Below are 4,283 nucleotides of genomic sequence, written 5' to 3'. Positions count from 1 at the left end.
CTCCATCGCCTCGCCGGCGAGCGCCGGGCCTCGCTTGCAGACCCAGTACTTCGTGACGGCCAGCGCCAGACGCCGGAACGCCGCCTCGTCCTCGTCGCCGCGCACGGCCCGGTCGGTCGCGCCGGCCAGCCGCATCGCCACGGTCGTGGCGGCCTCGGACTCCACGACCAGGTCGGCCAGCACGTTGCGCATCAGCGGCTGGTCGATCAGCGCTTTGCCGAAGGCGCTGCGGTGCCGCGCGTGGTGCGTGGCCTGGACGACGGCGGCGCGCATGCCGGAGGCCGTGCCGAGGGTGCAGTCGAGGCGGGTCATGTTGACCATCTCCACGATGGTGCGGACCCCGCGACCCTCCTCGCCGACCAGGTGCGCCACCGCGCCGTCGTACTCGATCTCGGAGGAGGCGTTGGACTTGTTGCCGAGCTTGTCCTTGAGTCGCATCAGGTGCATCGGGTTGCGCTCGCCGTCGGGCAGCACGCGCGGCACGAGGAAGCACGAGAGCCCGTCGGGCGTCTGCGCGAGCGCGAGGAAGAGGTCCGACATCGGCGCGGAGGTGAACCACTTGTGCCCCGTGAGCCGGTAGGAGCCGTCGGGCTGGACGACCGCCTGGGTGGTGTTGGCCCGGACGTCGGACCCACCCTGCTTCTCGGTCATCGACATGCCCGCGATCAGGCCCGACTTGGTGCTGGGAGTGCGCAGACCCGGGTCGTACGTCGTCGAGGTGAGCAGCGGCTCGTACGTCGCGGCGAGCTCGGCGTTGGCGCGCAGGGCCGGCACGACCGCGTAGGTCATCGAGATCGGGCAGCCGTGGCCGGCGTCGACGTTCCACGCCATGAACTTCGCGGCGCGCGCGACGTGAGCCCCCGGGCGCGAGTCGGCCCAGGGGGCGCCGTGGAGCCCGTGGCCGACGGCGGTCTCCATCAGGCGGTGGTAGGTCGGGGTGTACTCGACCTCGTCGATGCGGTGGCCGTAGCGGTCGTGGGTCGTGAGCACCGGGGGAGTGCGCTCGGCGAGCCGGCCCCACTCCTGGGCCTCGGCGGTGCCGGCCAACGTGCCGAGCGTCGAGATCTCCTCGCGAGCCCACTCGGCGCCCTCGCGCCCGAGCGCCTCCTGCACGGCGGGATCGGCGGAGGTGTCGTGGCCGACGAGCGGCGGCACCTGGTTGGTGACCTCATGCGTGGAGTGCGTGGAGTGCGTGGGGTGGGTGGCGGTCATGGCGGGGTGGCTCCTAGGGCTCGAAGGACGAACGCGGTCAGCTGGGGTACGACGTGGGGCGGCGCGCTGCCGTCGGCGAGCGGGACGACGAGCGCCTCGGCCATCGCGCCGACGAGGGCAGCCGCAGTGGTGGCCGGGTCCTGCGGGGGCAGCTCGCCGCCTGCGACGCCGTCGCTGACGAGGCCCGCGAAGAGGGCTTGCCAGGCGCGGCGGTAGACGAGTCGCTCGGCCTCGACGCGTGGGTCGACGGGCTCGGCGATGAGGGCGTAGGCGAGCCGTGGCCCGGCCAGGGCCCGGTGCGCGAAGGTCTCGACCGCTCGGGTTGCCCGCTCGGCGACGGTGCCCGGACCCGCGGCGGCAGCGGCGACGGCGTCCACCTCGCGCTGCGTCGCGGCGCGGAAGACCTCGGCGAAGAGGGAGCCCTTGTCGGGGAAGTGGCGGTAGACGGTGCCGGTGGCGACCTCGCCGCGCTCGGCGACGGCAGCGATCGAGCAGCCGGCGTAGCCGTGGGCGGCCACGAGGTCGTGGGCGGCGTCGACCAGTCGGGTGCGCGTCGCGTCGAGCCGCTCCTGCACGGCGGCTGTTCGTCGGTAGGCCACGCAAGTAGTGAACACCGATTCACTTCTTCGTGCAAGACGCGCGTGATCGGTAAAGATGCCTCTTAGGCGTTGACAACTAGAACGTGTTCCAGAATGCTGACAGGTGTCAACTCATGATCCACGTCACAGCGGGCGTGAGTCCCGCCGCGAGCGAGCAGGAGCACGAGAGCACATGGTCACCGGACTGGACGAGTACCCGATCCACCAGGCACCCCTGCCCGTCACCTGGGCGGCCTCGAGCGATCGGAACTTCTACGATCGCGCCTACTTCAACGCCCACGACCGCACCGGCGACGTCTTCGCGATCTTCGGCCACGGCTACTACCCGAACCTCGGCACGAAGGACGCCTTCTTCCTGGTCCGACGCGGTGACGAGCAGACCGCCGTGCACCTGTCCGACGTCATCGACGACGACCGGCTCAACCAGAAGATCGGCAACTACCGTGTCGAGGTGCAGGAGCCGCTGAAGCGGCTGCGCGTGGTGCTCGAGGAGACCGAGGGCATCGCCGCCGACCTGACCTGGGACGGCTCCTTCGACGCTCTCCAGGAGATGCCGCACGTCATGCGGTCCGGGTCTCGGGTGACCCTCGACGCTCAGCGCTTCGCCCAGGTCGGCACCTGGACCGGGTCGATCTCCATCGATGGCACCGATCTCGCCGTCACGCCCGACCGTTGGGTCGGCAGCCGCGACCGCTCGTGGGGCATCCGCCCCGTCGGCGAGGCCGCGCCGCAGGGTGCGCCGCTGGTGCCGGAGTTCGAGGGCCTGTGGTGGCTCTACGTGCCGATGCGCTTCGACGACTACATGATCTGCCTGATCATGCAGGAGGAGCCGAACGGCTACCGCGCCCTCAACGACTGCCACCGGGTCTGGAAGGACGGTCGGATCGAGCAGCTCGGCTGGCCGCACGTCAAGATCCACTACGCCTCGGGCACCCGGGTGCCGACCGGCGCGTCGATCACCTGCACGACCCCCGACGGCAAGCCCCTCGAGATCGAGGTCGAGTCCAAGCTCGCCGTCCCGATCCACCTCGGCGGCGGCTACGGCGGCGACGCCGACTGGACCCACGGGGTCTGGAGAGGGCCGGACTTCACCGAGCGGGTCACCTACGACCTCACGGCTCCCGACGTGGCCGGCCGGGTCATGTTCGGCGTGATCGACCACGTCGGTCGCGCGGTCTGCAACGGCGATGAGGGCTGGGGCCTCTTCGAGCACGGCGCCCTGGGTCGGCACGACCCCAGCGGCTTCGCCGACTGGTTCACCCTCGCCCCCTGACCCCTCACGTCATCCCGATGATCACTGCAAGGAGACACCCATGAGCCTCGACCGCGACACCTTCTTCATCGGCGGAGGCTGGGCAGCGCCCGCCTCCGGCGAGACCATCCAGGTCATCTCCCCACACACCGAGGAGGTCGTGGCGACGGTCCCGGACGCCACGCCCGCCGACATCGACGCAGCGGTCGCAGCCGCCCGTGAAGCCTTCGACCACGGCCCGTGGCCGCTGATGACGCCCGCCGAGCGGATCGACGTGATCGCGGCGTTCTCGGGCCTCTACGCGGGCAAGCTCGCCGAGATGGCCGACCTCATCACCACCGAGATGGGGGCGCCCACCTCGTTCGCCAACCTCGCCCAGTCGCCGGCGCCGTGGATGCAGATCGAGGCCTTCCTCACCATCGCTCGCGACTACCCGTGGGAGGAGTCGCGCACCGGCATGCTCGGCACCCCGGTCGTCGTACGTCGGGAGCCGGTCGGCGTGGTCGCGGCCATCCCGCCGTGGAACGTCCCGCAGTTCACGATCATGTCGAAGGTGATCCCGGCGCTGCTCGCGGGCTGCACCGTGGTGGTCAAGCCCGCCCCGGAGTCGCCGCTCGACGGCTACCTGATGGCCGAGCTCTTCATGGAGGCCGGCGTGCCCGAGGGTGTGGTCAACATCGTCGCCGGCGGCCGTGAGGTGGGGGAGCACCTGGTGGCGCACCGCGGCATCGACAAGGTCGCCTTCACCGGCTCGACTGCGGCCGGTCGCAAGATCGCGGCCGTCTGCGGTGAGCAGCTCAAGCGGGTCTCCCTCGAGCTCGGCGGCAAGTCGGCCGCGATCGTGCTCGACGACGCCGACCTCACCACCGCGATCGAGGGCCTGAAGTTCACCGCCCTGATGAACTCCGGCCAGGCCTGCGTGGCGCAGACCCGGATCCTGGCCTCGCGAGCCAACTACGCAGCCGTCGTCGACGCCCTCGCCGAGGCCGTCGGCCGCATGCAGGTCGGCGACCCGATGGACCCCGCCACCGAGATCGGTCCGATGGTCGCGCAGCGTCAGCAGGAGCGCATCGAGAAGTACATCGCCCTCGGTCAGGAGGAGGGTGCCCGTCTCGTCCTCGGCGGCAACGGGATGCCCGACGGCCTCGACCGTGGCTGGTACGTGCGTCCGACGATCTTCGCCGACGTCGACAACGGCATGCGGATCGCGCAGGAGGAGA

General features: G+C 70.9%; 4 protein-coding genes. 2 read left to right on the top strand and 2 right to left on the bottom strand.

Annotated elements, in window-relative coordinates:
- Together VOI19_RS15250 and VOI19_RS15245 are read right to left on the bottom strand one after the other, a co-directional pair.
- Window positions 1-1,212: acyl-CoA dehydrogenase family protein (locus VOI19_RS15250; protein WP_323793819.1), on the bottom strand; the 1,212-nt coding region annotated here is incomplete at its 3' end.
- Entirely contained in the window at window positions 1,209-1,811 is a 603-nt protein-coding gene (locus VOI19_RS15245) for a TetR/AcrR family transcriptional regulator (RefSeq protein WP_323793818.1), read from the bottom strand. The genes VOI19_RS15250 and VOI19_RS15245, both read right to left, overlap by 4 nt.
- Before the next feature lie 172 nt (window positions 1,812-1,983).
- Here VOI19_RS15245 and VOI19_RS15240 point away from each other — a divergent pair, with 172 nt between their 5' ends.
- Window positions 1,984-3,084, top strand: coding sequence for a hypothetical protein (locus VOI19_RS15240; protein ID WP_323793817.1), 1,101 nt, complete (start codon window positions 1,984-1,986; stop codon window positions 3,082-3,084).
- A 40-nt stretch (window positions 3,085-3,124) separates the two neighbouring features.
- Window positions 3,125-4,283 (top strand): aldehyde dehydrogenase family protein (locus tag VOI19_RS15235; protein ID WP_323793816.1); only part of this gene is annotated, 1,159 nt, incomplete at its 3' end.

This window comes from Nocardioides sp., from assembly GCF_034670285.1.
Taxonomy (GTDB): Bacteria; Actinomycetota; Actinomycetes; order Propionibacteriales; family Nocardioidaceae; genus Nocardioides.
Note: the sequence above shows the minus strand (reverse complement) of the source record. Positions and strands in the feature narration are given on the sequence as shown.